Source organism: Flavobacterium tagetis (genome assembly GCF_016735615.1).
Lineage (GTDB): Bacteria > Bacteroidota > Bacteroidia > Flavobacteriales > Flavobacteriaceae > Flavobacterium > Flavobacterium tagetis.
The window spans coordinates 945,474-967,306 of sequence record NZ_JAERSF010000001.1 but is presented as its reverse complement, the minus strand read 5'-3'; the positions used below and the strand labels follow the sequence as shown (position 1 = coordinate 967,306).

Below are 21,833 nucleotides of genomic sequence, written 5' to 3'. Positions count from 1 at the left end.
TTATATTGAAAAACCTGCTAAAAACAGCAATAAGCAGTTTTGTTTTTATAAACTGTTTATAGATTTTGCCAGAGCAATTATACAAATTTCGTTTTAGATTTCTTTACGGAAAGACGTAACGAAACAAATAGAATCAGTACGTTACAAAAAAATCCCATTTTCATTTGTTGAAAATGGGATTTTTGATTTTAACTAATTGTAATTTTTAAGGTTTAGTTGGTTTTGAATTTCCAAACTTGACCTACGGTTTCACCACCTTTATTGTCTTTTACGACAATTTTCCAGTAATACTGTGTTGTTGGTTGAAGCGCAACTTCAAATGATTTTGAACTTGCGTTCTCGCTAACTTTTGCTGTTGGCGGATTTGCAGTTCCAAAATAAACATCATAAGTAAGAACATCAGAAAGATCAACATCAGAAGCATTCCAAGTTAAAGTTGCAGTTGATGCGCTCAAGGCCGCATTGATTGCTGGAGATATTATTTCTGGAGCAAACGGCAAATGATTTACAACAGCTGTACCAGCAGTATAAAACTTGAATGTTGAAGAATAAGCACTAGATAATCCTTTAGCATCTGTTGCTTTTACTCTCCAATAATAAGCAGTGTTTTTTTCTAATGGTAAACCGCTTGTTGAAAGAGATGAATTATCTAATGTGTTAACAAGTTGAGCAAATGCATTGTCTTTTGCAATTTGAATCTGATAAACAATAGCATCTTTTTGTTCATCAGTTGAAGCATTCCACTGAAAAGAAACATTATTGTCTAAACATAATTTATTGTCTGCAGGTATGCTCAATACAGGTACTGTAGGAGCTGTGTTTGCTGTTGGTGGAGTAACAGGATCATCTCCGCCTCCACTTCCACAGGCTGCAAATACTAAACAGATTATTGACAGGTATATAGAATTCTTCATTTTTTATTTTTTTATGATTTTAATGTACTCTGGAGTTTCCAAATAGATTTTAGCAGCATAAATTCCTGATGGTAAATTTTCAAGATTTAAAATTGCTCTACCACTTTCGGTATTGTAATTTCTTTTAGAAACTAATTGACCGCCAAAGTTGTATAATTCAATTAAAACTTCAGTTTTTGTATTAGGAATTTCGATTTCGATACTGCCAAAAGTAGGATTTGGATAAGCCGAAAGCATTGTTCCTAATTCGTAAGAAGTAACTTTTTTAGCAAAAACACCTTCGCAAGCTTTTGCGGTTGCTACTTCAACTAATCCAGCTTTATCTAGAGCAACTGTAAAATTGTTGTCTGTTGTCTGGAATTGTTCTCTACCATCAACAAATACTGTAAAAGGAGCAGTTCCTTCTGTAATTTCAACATTTACATTTTTAGCGCTTACCTCGGATTTTCCTGTAGTCGTTGCTCCTTTCTGAATGGTTACATTAAAAATTTGCTCAAAAATTGTCTCAGGAATAGTAATCTTAATTTTGTAAACTCCTGGAGTTAATGCTGTAACTTTTAAAGCATTGTTTGTAAACGTGTAAGGCTTGTCGTTTATCGTTGCATTATAAGCAAATGAAGCTTTTCCAACAATGCTAATCTCTCCATTATTTTCACCTAAACAAGATTCGCCTTTAGTTTCTACAGTAAAGTTATTTGAAGCTAAAGTTAATTCGCCAGTACATTCTGTATTGTATTTAGCAATTGCATCTTTTCTAGAAGACCAATTGGCATTTGCATAAGTAACATCGTCAACAAGAATGCAGTATAATTGTGGATTAGTGCCAAGTGATAAATTGTAATTTTGTATCAATGTATTTTTTCCATTTCTCATATCCAAGCTTGTTAATTGGTTATTATTTGCATAAAGACCAACCAAAGCTTTGTTTTTTGTGATATCTAAAGTTTTTAATTGATTATTCGAAACACCTAGAGCAGTAAGAGCAGTATTTGATGAAACATCAATCGCACTTAATTTGTTATTAGACATTTCAAGAGCAATTAATCCAGTGTTTCGAGATATGTCAATTGCAGTAAGTAGATTGTCATTTGCTGATAAAGATGTTAGAGCGTTAAGATTAGATACACTTATGTTTTCGAACTTATTATTACTAATTCTTACTTCTTTCAGAAGCAGATTTTTAGAAAAATCCAAAGAAGTTAGTTGATTATTGAAAACATCTATTTTTGTTAGATTTGTATTTGTACTAATATCTAAATTGCTTATCTGATTGCTAGAAGCATCTAAACTTGTTAATGCGGTGTTTTTAGAAATATTTAAGCTGGTTAATTTATTTCGATAAACACTTAAAGATTTTAAAGCAGTGTTTTTAGAAACGTCTAAACTTGCTAATTCATTATTATAGGCTACTACGGCTGTTAAATTGGTGTTAGCAGATAAATCTACAGAGGTTAATTTATTAGTTGAAAAGTCAACCATTGTCAAGTTTACGTTTTTAGATAAATCTAAAGATGTTAATGAAGCAGAGTAGCAATATAAAGTTGATAAAGATGTAAAATCTTGTATACCTGTTAAATCAGACACTTTTATTGTAGCATCATAAAGATTCAAATATGTTATTTTTGAAATATTTGAAGTTAGAACTTTTCCATTTTCACCATCCGTATCAATTTTGTTGGCAATTAATAATTTTTCAAAATTTGGATCTGGAATTAATGTGTATCTTAAGTTCACCGGACAAGCTTGAGAAGAATACGATGCAGTTGCATCTTTAGCGATCCAATTTTGGTTAGAAAAAGCTGCATCATCAACTTGAATACAAAGCAAATTAGGATTTTCAGTGAAATTTCCAAAAATTACTCTTTGCATATTCACATTGTTACCATTCTTCAAATTCAAGTTATACATATTGTTGCTAGCACAATCGATTTCTTTTAAAGCGATATTTTTAGAAACATCTAAACTTTCAATTTTATTAAAACTTGCGCTTAAGATGGTAAGTTTTGTGTTTTTAGAAAGATCTAAAATGCTTAATTGATTCTTAGTTACATTTACATTTGTCAATGCAAGATTTTTAGATAAATCGATTTTTGTAAGCGTATTATTGCTACAGTCTAATGAAACTAATGAAGTAAAATCTGCAATACCAGTTAAATCTGCAATTTCACTTTTTGATACATTTAGAGTAGTCACATTGTTAATGCTCATCGTAGCAACTTTGCCATTCTTTCCGTCTTTATCAATGCCTAATGCGATTAATTTATCTTCAAATTTAGAATCTGGAATTGTTGTATAACCTGTATGGTTTCCACATGCTATAGTCGAATAACTTGCTATTGCATCTTTAGCAATCCATTTGTCATTAGAAAATGCTGCATCGTCAACTTGAATACAAAGTAAATTAGGGTTTTCAGTGAAATTTCCGAAAATCATACCTTGCATATTTACGTTGTTTCCATTCTGTAAGTTTAGATTATACATGTCATTAGAAGCACAATCCAATTCTTTCAGCATTGTATTTTTAGAAACATCTAAGTTTCTAATTTTATTAAAACTTGCGCTTAAAGCAGTAAGATTTGTTTTGTCAGAAATGCTTAATGATGTGATAGCATTATTGCTACAGTTTAAACGGCTTAAACGTGGGTTGTTGTAAATGCTTACAAATGTAAATGCATTATTGCTAATGTTTAGATCTTCTAGCAACGCAATGGCAGAGACATCCAAAGTCGTCAATTGATTTTTGCTGACATTTAATTTTGTCAGAGCAATATTTTTAGCAACATTAATTGTTTTCAATTGATTGCCGCTGCAGTCAAGTGAAGTTAATGAAGCAAAGTCTTCAATTCCAGTTAAATCTTTAATGTTGCTGTTTGAAACATTTAACGTACCTAAAATGGCAATACTGGTTGATTCAACTTTTCCATTTTTTCCGTCTTTATCGATACCTATTGCAATTAATTTGTCTTCAAAATTTGAATCAGGAATTAGAGTGTAGGGAACAATAGTTGGACACGCAGATGAAGAATAAGTTGCTGTTGCATCTTTTCTATCTGCCCAGTTTTTATTGGCATATGCGACATCATCTACTTGAATACAAGTTAAATTTGGATTACCTACTAGATATAGAGATTGGACAATGGTATTGTTACCATTTTTAAGATTCAGATTTACTAGTTTGTTTCCACCTATAGATATTGATGTTAATTTAGTGTTTTTAGAAAGATCTAGTGTTCTTATTTGGTTGTTACCACAAGACAATTGAACCAATTCTAGATTTTTAGAAACATCTAAGCTAGCCAATGAATTTGAGGATACCCACAGATTATTTAACTTAGTATTTTGAGAAACATCTATGCTTGTCAGTTTATTGCCAGAAGATGAGAAAGTTGTTAATTCTGTATTTTTAGTCAGATTAATGCTTGTTAGCAAATTATCGTCAATGTTTAAATAAGTTAAAGCTGTATTTTTAGAAACATCAATATCTGATAGTTTATTTCCATATAGACTTAACGTCTTTAAAGCTGTATTTTTAGAAACGTCAATTTTTGTAGCTTTGTTATTTTCTACAAATAATGATGTTAGAGACTTGAAATCTTGAATTCCTGTAAAGTCTGTAATGTTTTTTCCATTTGCACTAAAGGTAGAAAGATTCTGAATGTTTTCGGTAATTACTTTTCCATTTTTACCATCTCTGTCAATGCCTAGAGAAATAAGATAATCTTCAAAGTTAGAATTAGGAATAAGTGTATAAACGTTACAGTCAAGGTTAAAAGTTGTTGTATTGTCTTTTGTAACATTCCAATTTGCCACAGCATCAAGATTAGCAACTTGAATGCAAGTTAAAGCAGGATTACCAGAAGTATTTAAGGTAATTAAGGCTGTATTTTTAGAAATATCTAATTTTTTTAATGCATTTCCTGATACGTTTAAACTTTTTAAAGCAGTAAAACCTTCTATTCCGCTTAAATCGGTAATTGAACTGTTTGAAAGATCTAAAGCAGTAATATTATTAATGCTAGAATTCAAGACACTTCCGTTTTTACCATCTTTATCAATTTGCAGGGCTATTAATTTATCCTCAAACTTTGGGTCTACAAGGATAGTAGAAAGTGAACAGTCTAAAGTGTTATAATAAGTGAAAGCATTTTTTATTGAGGACCAAGCAGTGTTAGAATAAGCAGTGTTATCTACCTGAATACAAGTTAAATCTACATTGTTTAAGAAAGAACTGTAATAAGGTCTTGACATAACTGTATACATATCTGTAAACGGAATGCCATCATTCAATTCAAAATTCGCATTATTTCCATTTTTGATATTGAGACTTTTCAGCTTATTATTGAAACAGTTCAGAAATATTAATGCAGTATGTTTGCTTAAATCCAATGAAGTTAATTCGTTTGAACTGCATTCTAGATATTTAAGAAGTTTATTATTGCTAATGTCTAGTGTTGATAATTTATTTTCACTAAACATTAAAGATTCTAAATTAGGATTTGAAGATAAATTTAAAGAAGATATTGAGTTGGAAGAAACATCTAAACCTTTTAGGGCGATGTTTTTTGATACATCTATAGTTGATAGTTTTTGGCGATTAGCGCGTAATTCCAGAAGATTAATATTCTGTGATAAATCTAAAGAAGAAATGGCATTATTACCTCCATTGTTACCGCATAGCAAGTATTTAAGAGCAATATTCGATTTTACATCAATACTTTCTAAATAATTAGATTCGCATGATAAAAAAGATAGGTTCACATTTTTACTAACGTTTAATGTTTTTAAACTGTTACCATGACAATCTAGTCTAGTTAAATTAACGTTTTTGCTAACATCTAATGTAGTTAAGCCTGTTTGGCTGCAATCTAAACCAGTTAAAGACACAAAATCTTGAATACCTGTTAAGTCACCTATAGCATTATTTGAAACATCTAAAAAAGTTAATTCATTAATGTTAATAGTCGGCACCTTCCCATCTGTTGCTCCAGAGTCATAACCAAGAGCGATTAGTTTTTTTTCAAAATTTAAACTAGGAATAGCAGTATATTGCTCAGTCCCCTTAACATAGACCTGAACAGCATCAATTAAAACCTCAAAAGATTGTCCGTCAAAACTAAAAGTTGAAATAGATAAATCATAAGATAAATTGGAGTCAGCAGTAAACTCAGTTACTTTTTCAGTCCATAAATTGTTTGTTGCAAAAGCGCTGGTAGATAAAGTGCTTCCGCTTCCAGTTTGTGATATGTTTAATGCAATAGGATGTTGCCCGCTGTAATTAGAAGAAACATATTTATACCTAAACTTCACTGTATAAGTAACACCCGCTTTCATTGGTACCTGAGTTGTTACTTTAGGAGATGCAGCGTTGTAGAATAATTTTGCAACGTAAGATCCTTGTGTATCCGAAATTTGATATACAGCATTGGTAGTAGTCCAGTTGTTAGGCAAAGTATTTCCTGACCATTTTTCAAACGAGCCATTTAAGACTAAGTTGGTTTGAGCATTGATAGAAAAACTTGCCAGTAACAGCAATAAGAGTAGTTTTGTCTTCATAGAATAAATTTAGGATTAGGTCGCGCAAGTATACTCGATTTAAACTGGTAAACCTTACGGGATGCCGTAAAGACTATATTATTTGTTGATTTTTTTACCGTTCAAAGCATTATGAGTATATTTTTGAATGAATACAATTACATTTATAATGATTTGAATGGTAAATGTTTGAGAGAATTTTAGTTTTTAGTATTTTTCGTCAAAATTTCATAACACATTGTTAACAGTTAGTTTTTTGTAACAAAAAAGCATAATTTAGACCCATCTTTTAACTTTACTTAATATTACAGATACATGAGTCATATAAAACCTATTAAATTAACTGCTTTTGCATTGCTTGTTTTAGCAGGATGTAGCGCTACAGTTCAGGCGCAGGTTTCAACATCAAAAGAGTTTATTAAAGCACCCGCGACAGTTGTAAAAAAAGCTCCTCTTACCGAAAACGAATTAAAAAGATGGAGTCATCTTGATTTAATCAAAGACTCAATTCCAGGAATGAGCGTTGACAAAGCTTATGCTGAATTACTACAAGGTAAAAAAGGACAAAAAGTAATTATAGGAATTGTAGATTCTGGTGTTGATATTGAGCATGAAGACTTAAAAGGAATGATCTGGACAAATACTAAAGAAATTCCAGGAAACGGAATCGATGATGATAAAAATGGTTTTATCGATGATGTTCACGGATGGAATTTCCTTGGAGATGCTGTTCATGAAAATCTAGAAATGACTCGTATTGCAAAAAAAGCTGATGACGGTTCTGCAGAATATAAAGCAGCTTTAGCACAATATAATGAAAAGTATGGAGAAGCTTTACTGGATAAACAACAAGTAGACCGTTTATTAGATATTCATAATACCATTAAAAAAGAATTGAATAAAGCGGATTATAAACTTGAAGATTTAAGCACAATTACTTCGGCAAATCCAAAAGTTTTAGAAAGTAAAAGAATTATGACTCAGATTTTCACAAATGCTGGACCAACTTTTGACCCAGAAGCTGAATTAAATGAGTATGCAGAACAAGTTGAAGATCAGTTAAAATATAATTTAAATAAAGATTACGACGGAAGAAAAATCGTAGGAGATAATCCAGAAGACATTAAAAACAATCATTATGGAAATAATATTGTTTTTGGTCCAGACAAAGAGAAAGCGCTTCATGGAACTCACGTTGCTGGAATTATTGCTCAAGTTAGAGGGAATAATTTAGGAGGAGATGGAGTAGCGACAAACGTTGAAATCTTAACTGTGAGAGCGGTTCCAGATGGAGATGAGTACGATAAAGATATTGCTTTGGCAATTCGTTACGCAGTAGACAATGGAGCAAAAGTAATCAACGGAAGTTTTGGAAAAAGCTTCTCTCCACACAAACAATGGGTTTATGATGCTATTGCTTATGCAGCTAAAAAAGATGTTTTAATTGTTCATGCTGCTGGTAACGACGGTTACAATATCGATGAAACAAAAAACATCAATTATCCAAACGATTCTAAAGACAACGTAAAAGAATTTGCAGATAATTTAATTACAATTGGAGCTATCAATAAATCATACGGAGAAAATGTTGTGGCTTCATTTTCAAACTTTGGAAAAATAAACGTAGACGTTTTTGCTCCAGGTGAAGAAATTTATGCAACGGTTCCGAACAATAAATACAAGTATTTGCAAGGAACATCAATGGCATCTCCAAATGCAGCAGGTGTTGCAGCTTTAATTCGTTCGTACTATCCAAAATTAAAAGCGGCTCAAGTTAAAAAGATTTTAATGGACTCTGGAGTAGCGCTTCCTTCAACGGTTGTTTTAGGAAAAAGTGAAAATCCTGGAGAAAAACCAGCAGCTGTTTCTTCTTCAGAATCATCAAAAACCGCTAAGATGGTAAATGCTTACAATGCCTTATTAATGGCAGAAAAGATGTCTAAAAAATAAACGATTATACACTATTAATCCAATGGAAGGGCTAACGCTCTTCCATTTTCTATTACATATAAACATGCGAAAAATTATTTTACTTTCTTTCCTAAGCTTAGGTTTTAACTCGGCTTTTGCACAAAGCGCCCCATATTGGCAGCAGCACGCTGACTATAAAATGGAGGTTTCAATGGACGTAAAAAACTATCAGTACAAAGGAAAACAAGAATTGGTTTATACCAATAATTCTTCTGATACTCTTAAAAAAGTATTCTATCATTTGTTTCCAAACGCATTTCAGCCAGGAAGCGAAATGGATGCGCGTCTTCATTTTATTAAAGATCCAGACGGAAGAATGGTAAACAAAGTAAAACAAGCTGACGGAAAAGAAGTAAAACAAAGCCGTATTGAAACTTTAAAACCAAATGAAATTGGTTATTTAAAAATTACAAACTTCAAACAAGATGGTGCTGTAGCTCAAACTAGAGTTTCAGGAACAATTTTAGAAGTGACTTTAGCTAAACCAATTCTTCCAAATTCTAAAACAACTTTTACTTTAGATTTTGACGGACAAGTGCCGGTACAAATTCGTCGTTCTGGAAGAAACAATTCTGAAGGGGTAGAACTTTCTATGTCGCAATGGTATCCAAAATTAGCTGAATTTGATTTTGAAGGATGGCACGCAGATCCTTACATCGCAAGAGAATTTCACGGTGTTTGGGGTAATTTTGATGTGAAAATTACAATCGATAAAGATTACACAATTGGCGGTTCTGGATATTTGCAAGACAAAAATTCTATTGGACATGGTTATCAAGATGCTGGTGTGACAGTTACATATCCTAAAAAAGCTAAAACACTTACATGGCATTTTATTGCGCCAAATGTTCACGATTTTACATGGGCTGCTGATAAAGAATATACGCATGATATTGTTAAAGGACCAAACGATGTCGATTTGCATTTCTTTTACAAAAACAATGAAAAAACAACTGCAAACTGGAAACAGTTAGAACCTCTAATGGTTAAAGTAATGGAATATTACAACCAAAGAGTTGGAGCTTATCCATACAAACAATATTCATTTATTCAAGGTGGAGATGGTGGAATGGAGTATGCAATGTGTACTCTAATGTTAGGTAACGGCACTCTAGAAGGAATTCTTGGAACAGCAACGCACGAATTAGGGCACTCTTGGTTTCAACACATTTTGGCTTCAAACGAATCAAAACACCCTTGGATGGACGAAGGTTTTACAACGTATATCGAAGACAGTGCTTTGAATGAATTAAAAGGAGACAAAAAAGAGGTAAATCCTTTTGTAGGAAATTATAAAGCTTATTACAGTTTAGTAAATTCTGGTAAAGAACAGCCGCAGACAACTCATGGAGATCGTTATGATGAAAACCGTCCTTACAGTATTTCTTCTTATGTTAAAGGAAGTCTTTTCCTTTCTCAATTAGAATATGTAATTGGAAAAGAGAATGTTGATGCAACTTTAAAAAGATATTTCAACGATTTCAAATTCAAACACCCAACTCCAAACGACATTAAAAGAACAGCTGAAAGAGTTTCTGGAGCGGAGTTAGACTGGTATTTAATTGACTGGACACAAACTACAAATACGATCGATTACGGAATTAAAGATGTAGCAGATAATGCAGGAAAAACAACGGTTTCTTTAGAAAGAATTGGAAGAATGCCAATGCCAATCGATTTAAAAGTGGATTATACTGACGGAACTTCTGAAACATTCTACATTCCGTTAAGAATGATGAATTTTATTAAACCAAATCCAAACCCTAACGAGAAAAGAACAGTTCTAGAAGATTGGGCTTGGGCACAGCAAAACTATAGTTTTACAATTGACAAAAATAAGTCGTCAATCAAAAAAATTACTATCGACCCAAGCGGATTAATGGCTGATGTTAAGCAGACAAACAATGTTTTTGAAGTGAAATAATCTTCAAAATTGAATATAAAAAATCCCGTTTAGAATTTCTAAACGGGATTTTTGTTTTTTATGATAATTGAAAATTTAACTCAAATGTTCAATCATATCTTTTGTCATAGTTTCCAAATCAAATTTATGATTCCATCCCCAATCTTCTCTTGCAGAAGAATCGTCAATACTTGCTGGCCAACTGTCAGCAATTTTCTGACGGAAATCTGGATTATAAGTAATCTCAAATTCAGGAATATGTTTTTTGATTTCTGCAGCAATTTCTGTTGGAGTAAAACTCATTGCAGCCAAATTGTATGAAGAATGAATTTTGATTTCTTCAGCCGGTGCTTTCATGATATTGATTGTTGCATCAATGGCATCATCCATATACATCATCGGCATTTTGGTTTCAGATGATAAAAAGCATTCGTATTTTTTATCAGCAATAGCCTTGTAGAAAATATCAACAGCATAATCTGTAGTTCCACCGCCTGGAGGAGTAGACCAGCTAATTAAACCTGGATAACGAATACTGCGAACATCAACGCCATAAATATTATGATAATATTCGCACCATCTTTCGCCGGCTTGTTTACTGATTCCGTAAACTGTAGAAGGTTCCATTACAGTATATTGCGGAGTGTTTTCTTTTGGAGTTGTTGGTCCGAAAACCGCAATACTTGAAGGCCAGAAAATTTTCTGAATCTTTTTTGCTTTCGCTAAATTTAAAACATGAAAAAGCGAATTCATATTCAAATCCCAAGCAAATGCGGGATTTTTTTCGGCAGTTGCCGATAAAAGTGCAGCCATCAAATAGACATCTGTAATTTTATGCACTTCAACCAAATGTTCGATCTGATTAAAATCTAAAGCATTGACCACTTCAAAAGGGCCTGAATTTACAACATCAGTATTTAATTTTCGGATATCAGAAGCAATTACATTTTCTGTTCCGTATATTTTGCGCAACTTTTGAGTCAGCTCTGTTCCAATCTGACCGCAAGCGCCAATGATCAATATTTTTGGATTCATTTTTCCGAGAATTTTAGAGACACAAATATAACGTTTTCGCAATTACATCTACTTTCTAGAATTATAAATTATTAATTCAATAATTAAAAAGTTTTTTTGTTGGATTATTCGCTTTTACAGGAGGTGTGTCTTTGTGTCTTTTTATTTTTTGTTTTAAAGAGCTTTTTTAATAGAATTGAAACGAAAAAAAACGTCTTATTTGGCTTCATCGCCTAAGAAAAAGATAACCTTGATTTATAGAATCTTTAGCAAAAAACAGAATTCATATTTGTAAATTTACTTCGTAACTTTGCAGCCTAACATTATTAATAAATGAAATACAAAATATCTCTTTTTCTGCTTTTGACAACTGTATTGTTTTCTTGCCAAAATGAAAATGAAAAACGCCTTGCAGAAAATGCAAAAGAAGCAAAAAAGAAAGAAGCTATTTTTAATAATATAAATAAAGGTTGGACTTTTCTAGATGAGCCAATTAACGAAATTTCTGAATCACAATTAAATTCGTGGACAGAATGGCGTGAATTTATGAAAGAGATTGGAGAAAAACCAAGAAAAACAATTGGAGCTTTTCAGAAAAAATCGGCTGCTATTTCTAAGAAAGCAATGGCTTTAAACAATAATATTCCGGCACAATTTAACCAGCCTCAGATTAAAAGCCGTATTTCTATTTTAATAACAAAAATTAAAATGCTGGATTTATTTATTCATTTAAGTAAAATTCCAGATGATAAAGTAGTTTTTTTAATTCAGGAAATCAATAAAGAACTAATTTCTTTGGAAAGACAAATGGATAAAATTGTCGAAAAAGCCAAAATACCTAAAGAACAAGGAGAAGAAGATTTCCTTAGAATGTTAGACACAACACGCGCGATTCCGAGTTCGGCACCGCCTTTAGATAAAAATATACCAAAAGTTGAGTAAAAACGCCTTATATACAACCTACGATAATCTGCCAAAAGCAGAGCAGATTGCTAAAAGTTTACTGGAAGGAAATCAGGTAAAAATGAACATCAGCGGATTGTTGGGATCTGCTGTTTCTTTTATAATACGTTCTGTTTTCAGGAAAACCGAACTGCCTTTTCTGATTGTTTTAGACAATAAGGAAGAAGCGGCATATTACCTAAACGATCTGGAACAGATGATTGGAGAACAAGATGTATTGTTTTACCCTGCTTCATTTCGTCGTCCGTACCAGATTGATGAAACAGACAACGCCAATGTTTTGCTTCGTGCTGAGGTTTTAAACAGAATTAATTCAAGAAAAAAACCAGCCGTAATTGTTACCTATCCAGAAGCACTTTTTGAAAAAGTAGTAACAAGAAGAGAACTCGATAAAAACACTTTAAAAGTAGCGTTAAACGATAAAATTTCTATCGATTTTATTAACGAGGTTTTATTTGAATATGAGTTTAAAAGAGTAGATTTTATTACAGAACCTGGAGAATTTTCGGTTCGTGGAGGAATTGTCGATGTATTCTCATTTTCAAATGATCATCCTTACCGAATTGAATTTTTTGGAAATGAAGTAGATAGCATCAGAACTTTTGATGTTGAAACGCAATTATCGGTAGAAACACATAAAAAAATCACGATTATCCCGAATGTTGAGAATAAACTTTTTCAAGAAAACCGTGAGAGTTTCTTAGATTATATTGCGGAGAAAACAGTTCTTTTCATTCAAAACACTGAAGGACTTTTTAGCCAATTAGATAAACAATTTGCAAGGGCAGAAGAAGCTTTTGAGAAACTTTCGAAAGAAATAAAACATGCTACGCCGGAGCAATTGTTCTTAAATCAGGCTTCATTTATAAAAAGATCTTTAGATTTTTCAGTTGTAGAATTGGCTTCAAGACCAGTTTATAAAACAACCAAGAAATTCGAATTTCATATTCAGCCTCAGCCATCCTTCAATAAACAATTTGATTTATTGCTGAATAATTTAAGCGAAAATCATTTTAACGGATATGTCAATTATCTGTTTTGTTCGAATGAAACGCAGGCAAAACGTTTTCATGATATTTTTGAAAGCTTAGACGAAGCGAATTCTGAAAATATCAGGAAACATTATCATACAATTGTACTGCCTTTATATCAAGGTTTTATTGATGAAGAAAATCAGATAACGGCTTACACAGATCACCAGATTTTTGAGCGTTATCATAAATTCAGCATTAAAAATGGATATTCGAAAAAGCAGAATATTACTTTAAAAGAACTGACTGCTCTTTCTGTTGGCGATTACGTAACGCATATCGATCACGGAATTGGGAAGTTTGGCGGATTACAGAAAATTCAAGTAGAAGGTAAAACCCAGGAAGCCATAAAATTGGTTTATGCCGATAATGATATTGTGTATGTGAGCATTCACTCGCTTCATAAAATCTCAAAATACAACGGAAAAGACGGAACGCCTCCTAAAATCTATAAATTAGGTTCGAACGCTTGGAAGGTTTTAAAGCAAAAAACCAAAGCGCGCGTAAAACATATTGCATTCAACTTGATTCAGCTTTATGCAAAACGTCGTTTAGAAAAAGGGTTTCAGTTTGCGCCCGACAGTTATCTTCAGAACGAATTGGAAAGTTCGTTTATTTACGAAGATACGCCAGACCAAATGAAATCGACGGCAGAAGTGAAAGCCGATATGGAAAGCGATCGCCCAATGGATCGTTTGGTTTGTGGTGACGTAGGTTTCGGAAAAACAGAGGTTGCAATTCGTGCTGCTTTTAAAGCGGTTGATAATAGTAAACAAGTTGCTGTTTTGGTTCCGACTACGATTTTGGCTTATCAGCATTATAGAACTTTTTCTGAACGATTGAAAGATATGCCGGTTACAATTGGTTATTTAAACCGATTTAGAACGGCAAAACAAAAAACGCAGACTTTAAAAGATTTAGCCGAAGGAAAGCTGGATATCGTTATTGGAACACATCAATTAGTAAACAAAAATGTGGTTTTTAAAGACTTAGGTTTATTGATTGTTGATGAGGAACAAAAATTTGGAGTTAACGTAAAAGATAAACTGAAAACCATTGCGGCGAATGTTGATACGCTGACATTAACTGCAACGCCAATTCCGAGAACTTTACAGTTTTCATTAATGGCGGCTCGAGATTTATCTGTAATTACAACGCCTCCGCCAAACCGTTATCCTATTGAAACAAATGTTGTTGGTTTTAATGAAGAAATCATTCGTGATGCGATTTCGTATGAAATTCAAAGAAACGGACAAGTTTTCTTTATCAATAACCGAATCGAAAATATAAAAGAAGTGGCAGGAATGATTCAGCGTTTGGTTCCAAATGCAAGAGTCGGAATCGGTCACGGACAAATGGACGGAGCAAAACTTGAAGAATTGATGTTAGGTTTCATGAACGGAGATTTTGATGTTTTGGTGGCAACCACAATCATCGAAAGCGGATTGGACGTTCCAAATGCCAACACGATTTTCATCAACAACGCCAATAATTTCGGATTATCAGATTTGCATCAAATGCGAGGTCGAGTAGGGCGAAGCAACAAAAAAGCATTCTGTTATTTCATTTGTCCGCCGTATTCTTCTATGACTGAAGATGCTAGAAAACGTATTCAGGCGTTGGAACAATTCAGCGAATTGGGAAGTGGTTTCAATATTGCAATGAAAGATCTTGAAATTCGTGGAGCAGGAGATTTATTAGGTGGAGAACAAAGCGGTTTCATTAATGAAATTGGTTTTGATACGTACCAAAAAATCATGAATGAAGCGATTGAAGAATTGAAGGAAAATGAATTCAAAGATTTGTATCCTGAAGAAAATGATATCGATACAAAAGAATACGTAAAAGACATTCAAATCGATGCCGATTTTGAATTATTATTTCCAGATGAATATATCAATAACGTTTCTGAACGTTTGGTTTTATACAACGAATTGGGAGCAATAAAAGACGAAGCAGGTTTACAGGAATTCGAAAAGAAATTGATTGACCGTTTCGGACCGTTGCCAAAACAAGCTGTTTCTTTATTAAACAGCATCAGAATAAAATGGATTGCAACGAAAGTCGGAATTGAGAAATTAGTCTTGAAGCAAGGAAAAATGATTGGTTATTTCGTATCCGATCAACAATCTGATTATTACCAATCGGTGAAGTTTAGAAATGTCTTGAATTTTGTTCAGAATCATAGCAATCTTTGCAAAATGAAAGAAAAACAAACCGTTAATGGATTACGTTTGTTATTGACTTTTGAAAATGTGAAGTCGATAAAACGAGCGTTGGAATTGATGGAATTGTTTGAGGAGTAAACTTAATCATTGTGAAAATAAAAAGAAAAGTCTTTAAGAGTAAGAATCTTAAAGACTTTTCTTTTTTGAAATAATTTTAGTTAAAATTTATTTTAGTAACAAAACTAAAAAATGATCACAGCCCTTATATCAAATGCGATATTAATTTAACAATTATTTTTTAACACTTTAATTTCGTCTTTTAGAACTTGGTTTTCGTCTTCCAATTTTTCAATATATTTTCTCATTGTTTCTAATATATGATTTGGTAATTGATGAAAATTATTTTGAGCATGTGAAATGTTATCGCCTGAACTTTTATTGTCTATTATATATATACCGTCTTCTGGTTCATAAATACTTTCAAGAGTAGTATTTAGGATTTTTGCCATTTTGTCCCATTCGTTTTTTGATATTTTAGTAACTCCATTTTCTCTGCGATTATATTGCGATTGAGATATCCCCAGTAGTTCCGCCATTTTTTCTTGTGAAAAATTTCTTTCTGTGCGTTTATTTGTTAATTTTTGTTTTATCATGTGAGTTTTTTTGCACTAAAAATAATGATTATGTTTTAATGTGCATAAAATATTACGAAAAAAGGATTGGGGCAATTAAATTTTAATCACAAATTTGGAACATATTCTTTCATCATTTTTGAGATAAACAAAACGCGCGTTGTAAATTGAGAAAGTGATTTTAGGATAATTCTGGATAAGCCAGAAATTTTTATTAATAATCATTAAAACAAAAAATCATGAAAAAACTAGAAAAAATGAGTCTTGCAAATATCGAAGGCAAACTTAGCAGAAAAGAAATGAAAAATGTTATGGCTGGTAGTGGGTTTAAGTGTTGCATAGGAACTAATTGTAGTTCTTGTAGAGAGTATGGCGGAGGAGCAGGAATACCTGTTTGCAGTGGCGGAGCAACTGTAACTGCTTGTTAATTAGATTGTTATAACAATTGAGAGGTGCCAGTAATTTGGTGCCTTTCATTTTGAGTAATAATCCTCAAAATCGAGTATAAAATTAGGCTAAAAATTTCTTAAAAGAGAGTCTTGTTAGTCAAAGAAAGTGACTTGTAAATTTAGGTAAAAATATTGTACTAAAATTAAAAACCATGAGAAAACTAGAAAAAATGAGCCTTTTGAATATTGAAGGCAAACTTAGCAGGAAAGAAATGAAAAACATTATGGCTGGAAGCGGCTTCATGTGCTGTGTGGGAACTATTTGTAGTAGTTGCTATCCATTATCTAGCGGTTCAATTTCTAATTGCAGTAGTGGTCAAACAAGGTCATGTGATTTTTAATAATATCAGAATACTTTACCTAAAATCAATTAATGTAGATGCATGTTTTTTAGACTTGAAGTTTGTAGGGTAAAATGATAAAAAATAAGTATTAACAATATAAAGATCAAAATCATGAAAAAACTAGAAAAAATTAATCTTGTAAATATTGAAGGTAAACTTAGTCGAACGGAAATGAAAAACATTATGGCTGGGAGTGCATATCAGTGTTGTATAGGAACTACTTGCAGTGATTGTCGCCAACTACCACAAGGTTCACTTCCTATGTGTGCCAGTGGATCTCAAGCAAGAGCATGTGCGGGATCCTAGTTGGGCAATTCCTTTATGAAGTAGTCTCAAATTTGAAGTTAATCATTTATGTAAAGAATGATTAGGCACTATAAAAAATAGTGTCTTTAGTTCTTTTGAATTTCAAAAAAAATGAATATCTGTAACATTTAAAAACAAAATCATGAGAAAACTTGAAAAAATGAGCCTTGTCAATATAGAGGGCAAACTTAGCAGAAAAGAAATGAAAAATGTTATGGCAGGTAGTAATGGATATATGTGTTGTATAGGAAGTAATTGTAGTGCTTGTAGAGTAGGTCAAGGAACACCTTATTGCCAACAAGGGGTCTTAACGGCTTGCTAATTATATTGATACAAGGGGAAGGTAACTGTAATAGAATATTTTTCATTTTTAACATCTATCTTCAAAATCTGGACTAAAATCAATCAAAAAATTTGTTATAGAGAGAAGTTTACGTAGATAAAACAATAAAATAAATACCCATTAAGTAGACAATAAAATTATGAAAAACCTAGAAAAAATTAGCCTTGTTACTGTAGAGGGTAAACTTAGCAGAACGGAAATGAAAAATATTATGGCTGGAAGTGCTGTACAGTGTTGTATTGGAACTACTTGTGGTGATTGCCGCTTTTGGGATCTAAGTCAAGGACTGCCTGTTTGCTCTAATGGAGGAATATTAAGAGCTTGTGTATAAAGAATGAAATGATTAGGCATTATGTATAGTGACGCCTTACCTTCATTTGCATATCCATTAAAAAGTACAAAAAGTTAATTTATTATACTTTACTAAAACTCAATTAATGGTATGATACATTCGTTAAAAAGTAGTGTAGAATGTTGCAGTAATATTTTAAACATCATGAAAAACAAAGTTATAGTAGTACTATTTTTTTCGTTTTCTGTGTTATCGATTCAAGCCCAAATTAAAGTAGGTGACGTTGCGCCAGAAATTAATGTAACAGATTATATTTCTAATATTCCCAAAAATATATCATTTAAAGACAAATATATTTTATTAGAATTTTGGGCAACCTGGTGTGGGCCATGTTTAGAAGAAGTTCCTAATTTGAACAAATTTCAAGAGAAATTTAAAAACAAAAAAGATTTAATTTTCATTTCAATTACAGACGAAAAGCCTGAGAAAGTTTTGAGAACTTTAAATCGGATAACGTTCAATTCAATAGTAGTAAGTGATCAAACGCGAAAGACACTTAAAAGCTTTATAGAAGAAAGTGATGGATCAGTAAGTATACCACGTACCATACTTATTAATAAGGAAGGAATTGTAAAATGGGTTGGTTCGCCACAACTTTTAAACGAGGCAATATTAAATAAATTTGTTAATAATGAAGAATTAAAAATTTCAGACAATTCAGAATCGAATGGAATTGATGATGTCAAGTTTGTCCAGCCAACAGAAGAAAGAATAATTGATATTGTATATAAAGCAATTTATAATACAGAAACTCAATATTCTTTTACTTTATTAAATGGGAAAGAAAATGAGATAAAAATGAAAGTTAATTCTCTAAATGAAGATGGTTTGTATTTTGACTTAAATAATAGATTAAATACAATTCTGTCAGATTTATCTAATGTGTTAGAATCTCAAATTATTTTGCCGGAAAATTTTAAAGAGAGTTACTATAGTTTATTTTATAAAAATAAGTTTTATAAAAATTTAGAGCCAAAACAAGATATTAGAAATAATATTTTAAAATCTTTAAATCTACATGAAAATATAAAAATAATTGATTCAGAAGTATATGTGCTAAGATTAAAAAACAAGGACAAACTTGTAGAAGTTACTAATGAGAACGATGTAAAAAATGGACAAAACAAAACGCATTTTCTTTTTTCTAATGTAGGGATTGACGATGTAGTTAAAAGTATGAGTGTTTTTTATAATGTAATAATAAAAAATGAAACTAATCTCAATAACAAATACGATTTTATTCTGAAAAACAACTCAATAGAAGAAACAATAAAAGAGTTACAAACCTATGGTTTAACACTTGAAAAAAGTAAAGCCAATATTGAATTTTATCAATATCAATAAACACAGTAGTCTACATAAAATAAACCATAAAAAAGGATCTTAATATTTAAAATAAATTTATTAATGAAGTAAATGTAGCGCTAAAGCATCTCTAAAAAACAAACAGAAAATATCTTAAAATACAATCATAAATTTATGAACCAAGATTTTACCCATTTCTTCGATTATTTGCAAAAAGAGCAAATCACAATTGATAAAGCAGAATTTGAGTTTCAAATAAAGTCTCATCCTGATTATCCCTCTTTATTAGCAATTTCTGACACCTTAAGTTTTTTTTCAATTGATAATCTCGCTACTCGTTTAGGTTCCAATCAAATAGATTTATTGCCGGAGAGATTTATGGCTTTATTGATGGAAAAATCAGGTGATAATGAACTTAATTTTGTTGAAAAGAAAGGCGAAAATTATTCAGTTACAAAAGAAAAAATAACAAAGTTAATTTCAAAACAAGAATTAGTTGATCGTTGGGCAGGAATTGTACTTTTAGCCGAAAAAAAAGACACAGAAGATATAATTAAAGACAATAAAAAGAATTACAACAGGTTCTTGCCAGTTTTTGTTTTGGTTACCTTTTTAACTGTATTGTTTTATAGTAATCAAGATTTAAGAACAAATTTATTTTTTATTTTTCCTGTTTTAGGAATTTTGTTTTCAATTGGAGCACTTAAAGAATTATTTGATAATAAAAGTAAAATTATTAGCAGTTTTTGTAATATAACAGCTTCAACAAGTTGTACAGAAGTAGTTGGTTCGGCAAAATGGAAAATTTTTGAAATTATTAATTTTAGTGATTTAAGTATCGTTTTCTTTGTTTCGCAATTTTTAGGATTATTTAGTTTTATACTTAATGGTAATCCAGAAGTTTATTTTTCGATCCAGAAAATAATGCTTATCGTAGCCATTCCTGTTTTGTTTCTATCAATATATTATCAAAAAATTGTAGAAAAAAAATGGTGTCCTATCTGTTTATTGATTTCATGCAATATTATATTTGAATTTGCGTATTTGTTTGTTTTTCAAAAAGATAATATTTCATTTTCATTCGCATCAGTAATTCTTTTTGGATTTATCTATTTAGTTGTGTTGTTTGTTTGGAACAACCTAAAAAAATTGTTTGTAAAACAAAAAGAACTTAAAGAAGAGCTTTCAAAATCTTTTCGATTTGAGAGAAATTATGATGTTTTTAAAAATTCATTATTTGCCAAAGAGAAAGCACAACTTCCAGAAAGCCCAATTATTTTGGGTAACAAAGAAAGTACAACAAAAATTACAGTTATATCAAATCCTTATTGCAGTCACTGTAAAGGCGCCCATGAAGTTATAGAAACTATTTTAGAAAAGTATAACGATGATGTGCAAATTCAAGTAATCTTAAAAGCAGATTTGGAATCAGAGACTAAAGATTCTCAGAAACTGTTCAGAAGTTTAATGAAAATATACCAAGAAGATGGAGAGGCAACTTTTAAAAAAGCCTTAAGAAATTGGTTTGAAATTAAAAATACAAAGGAATGGTTTGGTTTATTTCCAACAGACGCCACTTCAGAGTTTGATGCAATATTTGGATCACAATATAAATGGTGTGCAGAAAACGATTATAATTTTACACCAGCTATTTTTATAAATGGTTATGAATATCCTAAAATGTACGATAGAAAAAGCTTGCAATTTTTTGTAGGTGACTTAATAGATGAAGAATTTTAAATAAAAAAAATGAAATTAAAATCAATTGCAGTTATTACTTGCTGGTACGGTCCTTATCCATGGTATTTTCCTTATTACATAAATTCTTGTAGTTTCAATCCTACTGTGGATTTTTATATTATCACGGATAATACAGAAGTTATACCAAACAAACCCGATAATGTAATAATTATATACAGAACATTATCAGAGATAATAAAATCAGCATCAGAAAAACTTGGTTTCCAGGTTAATATCGATTATGCGTATAAACTTTGCGATTTTAAACCAGCATATGGCTTTTTATTCCCTGAAATTATAAATGGATACGATTTTTGGGGACAAAGCGATTTGGATATTATTTATGGAAATGTCCGAGATTTTATTACCACCGAAATGCTTGATAAATTTGATTTCATAAGTCTTAGGCACGATTATACTACTGGATGTTTTGCTTTGTATAAAAACAATGAAAAGATGAATACTTTTTTTATGAGAAGTAAGGATTACAAAAAAGTATTTTCAGAAGCGAAACATTACTGTTTTGATGAATGCAGTTTTGTTTGGGATTCATTAACGGCAGGAGCATCCATATTTGATCTTGAGACAGAAGTTGAAAGTTTTACGCATCTTATTAAGAGAGCAGAATTAGATCAGGAAATTGTTGCGCATTTTGATTTTATTCTTCTTGAAGGATTAATAGGGAGAATAACTTTTGAGAATGGAAGGATTTATTACAAAAATCAATTTGAAGGAATAATGTATCATTTGTTTTGGCTGAAAAAAGAGTATAATCCTAAAAAAGTTCCAAAAAATATCCCAAACAAATATTTTATAAGTAAAGCAAAAATTTATCATTCGAGATAAATTATAAAAATTAAGAATTA

Annotated in this window: 14 protein-coding genes; 10 read left to right on the top strand and 4 right to left on the bottom strand. The window is 31.4% G+C overall.

The window, feature by feature from the left end:
- Window positions 1–212: 212 nt before the first annotated feature.
- A complete protein-coding gene (locus JI750_RS04175) occupies window positions 213–914 on the bottom strand; it encodes a glycoside hydrolase family 78 protein (RefSeq protein WP_201999093.1) in 702 nt (233 codons plus the stop codon).
- Window positions 915–917: 3 nt separating this feature from the next.
- A complete protein-coding gene (locus JI750_RS04170) occupies window positions 918–6,467 on the bottom strand; it encodes a T9SS type A sorting domain-containing protein (protein ID WP_201999092.1) in 5,550 nt (1,849 codons plus the stop codon).
- 294 nt (window positions 6,468–6,761) lie between these two features.
- Here JI750_RS04170 and JI750_RS04165 point away from each other — a divergent pair, with 294 nt between their 5' ends.
- On the top strand, window positions 6,762–8,396 hold the full coding sequence (locus tag JI750_RS04165; RefSeq protein ID WP_201999091.1) for a S8 family peptidase: 1,635 nt from the start codon (window positions 6,762–6,764) through the stop codon (window positions 8,394–8,396).
- Window positions 8,397–8,460: 64 nt separating this feature from the next.
- Entirely contained in the window at window positions 8,461–10,341 is a 1,881-nt protein-coding gene (locus tag JI750_RS04160; RefSeq protein ID WP_201999090.1) for a M1 family metallopeptidase, read from the top strand.
- Window positions 10,342–10,416: 75 nt separating this feature from the next.
- On the opposite strand, the gene JI750_RS04155 is transcribed toward JI750_RS04160, so the two are convergent.
- A complete protein-coding gene (locus JI750_RS04155; RefSeq protein ID WP_201999089.1) occupies window positions 10,417–11,355 on the bottom strand; it encodes an L-threonine 3-dehydrogenase in 939 nt (312 codons plus the stop codon).
- A 312-nt stretch (window positions 11,356–11,667) separates the two neighbouring features.
- On the opposite strand from JI750_RS04155, the gene JI750_RS04150 reads away from it, so the two are divergent.
- Both JI750_RS04150 and mfd read left to right on the top strand, forming a co-directional pair.
- Window positions 11,668–12,276 (top strand): hypothetical protein, encoded by a 609-nt coding sequence (locus tag JI750_RS04150; RefSeq protein ID WP_201999088.1) that lies wholly within the window; start codon window positions 11,668–11,670, stop codon window positions 12,274–12,276.
- A complete protein-coding gene (gene mfd, locus JI750_RS04145) occupies window positions 12,269–15,634 on the top strand; it encodes a transcription-repair coupling factor (protein ID WP_201999087.1) in 3,366 nt (1,121 codons plus the stop codon). Before JI750_RS04150 ends, mfd begins: the two co-directional genes overlap by 8 nt.
- A 146-nt stretch (window positions 15,635–15,780) precedes the next feature.
- Here the strand turns inward: mfd and JI750_RS04140 are convergent, their stop codons facing one another.
- Complete coding sequence (locus JI750_RS04140) at window positions 15,781–16,149, bottom strand: helix-turn-helix transcriptional regulator (protein WP_201999086.1); 369 nt, start codon at window positions 16,147–16,149, stop codon at window positions 15,781–15,783.
- A 218-nt stretch (window positions 16,150–16,367) separates the two neighbouring features.
- Between JI750_RS04140 and JI750_RS04135 the strand changes: the two genes are divergently transcribed.
- From JI750_RS04135 to JI750_RS04110, 6 genes are all read left to right on the top strand, one after another.
- Window positions 16,368–16,556 carry a hypothetical protein gene (locus tag JI750_RS04135; protein ID WP_201999085.1) on the top strand — a complete coding sequence of 63 codons (189 nt, stop codon included), beginning with the start codon at window positions 16,368–16,370 and terminating at the stop codon, window positions 16,554–16,556.
- A gap of 813 nt (window positions 16,557–17,369) precedes the next feature.
- Complete coding sequence (locus tag JI750_RS04130; RefSeq protein ID WP_201999084.1) at window positions 17,370–17,549, top strand: hypothetical protein; 180 nt, start codon at window positions 17,370–17,372, stop codon at window positions 17,547–17,549.
- Between the two features lie 160 nt (window positions 17,550–17,709).
- Entirely contained in the window at window positions 17,710–17,901 is a 192-nt protein-coding gene (locus JI750_RS04125) for a hypothetical protein (RefSeq protein ID WP_201999083.1), read from the top strand.
- A 165-nt stretch (window positions 17,902–18,066) separates the two neighbouring features.
- Window positions 18,067–19,266, top strand: coding sequence for a TlpA family protein disulfide reductase (locus JI750_RS04120; RefSeq protein WP_201999082.1), 1,200 nt, complete (start codon window positions 18,067–18,069; stop codon window positions 19,264–19,266).
- A gap of 135 nt (window positions 19,267–19,401) precedes the next feature.
- Window positions 19,402–20,967: a thioredoxin domain-containing protein gene (locus JI750_RS04115; RefSeq protein ID WP_201999081.1), complete on the top strand. Its 1,566-nt coding sequence runs from the start codon at window positions 19,402–19,404 to the stop codon at window positions 20,965–20,967.
- 9 nt (window positions 20,968–20,976) lie between these two features.
- Window positions 20,977–21,813, top strand: a complete 837-nt coding sequence (locus JI750_RS04110; protein WP_201999080.1) for a DUF6625 family protein — start codon at window positions 20,977–20,979, stop codon at window positions 21,811–21,813.
- Window positions 21,814–21,833 lie beyond the last annotated feature (20 nt).

Coding starts and splice junctions, on each gene's coding strand:
- JI750_RS04175 (WP_201999093.1), bottom strand. CDS start 914: ATGAAGAATTCTATATACCTGTCAATAATCTGTTTAGTATTTGCAGCC.
- JI750_RS04170 (WP_201999092.1), bottom strand. CDS start 6,467: ATGAAGACAAAACTACTCTTATTGCTGTTACTGGCAAGTTTTTCTATC.
- JI750_RS04165 (WP_201999091.1), top strand. CDS start 6,762: ATGAGTCATATAAAACCTATTAAATTAACTGCTTTTGCATTGCTTGTT.
- JI750_RS04160 (WP_201999090.1), top strand. CDS start 8,461: ATGCGAAAAATTATTTTACTTTCTTTCCTAAGCTTAGGTTTTAACTCG.
- JI750_RS04155 (WP_201999089.1), bottom strand. CDS start 11,355: ATGAATCCAAAAATATTGATCATTGGCGCTTGCGGTCAGATTGGAACA.
- JI750_RS04150 (WP_201999088.1), top strand. CDS start 11,668: ATGAAATACAAAATATCTCTTTTTCTGCTTTTGACAACTGTATTGTTT.
- JI750_RS04140 (WP_201999086.1), bottom strand. CDS start 16,149: ATGATAAAACAAAAATTAACAAATAAACGCACAGAAAGAAATTTTTCA.
- JI750_RS04135 (WP_201999085.1), top strand. CDS start 16,368: ATGAAAAAACTAGAAAAAATGAGTCTTGCAAATATCGAAGGCAAACTT.
- JI750_RS04130 (WP_201999084.1), top strand. CDS start 17,370: ATGAGAAAACTTGAAAAAATGAGCCTTGTCAATATAGAGGGCAAACTT.
- JI750_RS04125 (WP_201999083.1), top strand. CDS start 17,710: ATGAAAAACCTAGAAAAAATTAGCCTTGTTACTGTAGAGGGTAAACTT.
- JI750_RS04120 (WP_201999082.1), top strand. CDS start 18,067: ATGAAAAACAAAGTTATAGTAGTACTATTTTTTTCGTTTTCTGTGTTA.
- JI750_RS04115 (WP_201999081.1), top strand. CDS start 19,402: ATGAACCAAGATTTTACCCATTTCTTCGATTATTTGCAAAAAGAGCAA.
- JI750_RS04110 (WP_201999080.1), top strand. CDS start 20,977: ATGAAATTAAAATCAATTGCAGTTATTACTTGCTGGTACGGTCCTTAT.